This window comes from Pseudomonas sp. NPDC088885, from assembly GCF_044750025.1.
Lineage (GTDB): Bacteria > Pseudomonadota > Gammaproteobacteria > Pseudomonadales > Pseudomonadaceae > Aquipseudomonas > Aquipseudomonas rustica.
Genome location: NZ_JBIVJB010000091.1, coordinates 1 through 550, shown reverse-complemented (window position 1 = coordinate 550; position 550 = coordinate 1). Strand labels below are relative to the sequence as shown.

The window sequence follows — 550 nt, the reverse complement described above, 5'->3', positions numbered from 1 at the left end:
AGCCGGGGATTCCACAATGACCAGCGATTTGCCCATGGATCAGAAAATTCCTGAATTCTAGAAGTGAAAGGCGGTTGGCGCCTGACGCGGCACCGCTATATATAGTTGATACAAGGTGAGGTCAAGCACAGGGTTCTGTGCGCACTCGCCTTATGCCTTGGAAAAAAGGCTCGGTTCAGCTTGCACCAAAGAAAAGCGTGGCACCTGCTCGCCGTCAACCTCGACCGACTCGAGAAACATGCTCAAGGGGCGTACCCAAAAGCCGTAATCGCCATACAGGGCTTGGTAAAAGACCACTTCTTCTTCGGTTTCCGAATGCCGCGCAACACTGAATACACGGTACTGCGGACCTTTGTAATGTTGGTAGAGCCCAGGTTGTATCGGCATGTTTTGGCCCTCACTCAAATTTTTTCAAAATAAAAACAAAAATAAATCCAGAAAAACAAAAACCGGGGCACTTGGCCCCGGCTTCCATCGACGAGACGCTTAAACGCGTTCGAAGACGGTGGAGATGCCTTGGCCGAGTCCCATGCACATAGTGGCTACCCCG

1 protein-coding gene is annotated in these 550 nt (G+C 51.1%); it reads right to left on the bottom strand.

The genetic code is table 11. The features are described 5' to 3' along the window. Positions 1-150: 150 nt before the first annotated feature. A complete protein-coding gene (locus ACIP1X_RS23710; RefSeq protein ID WP_400755398.1) occupies positions 151-387 on the bottom strand; it encodes a DUF1653 domain-containing protein in 237 nt (78 codons plus the stop codon). Positions 388-550 lie beyond the last annotated feature (163 nt).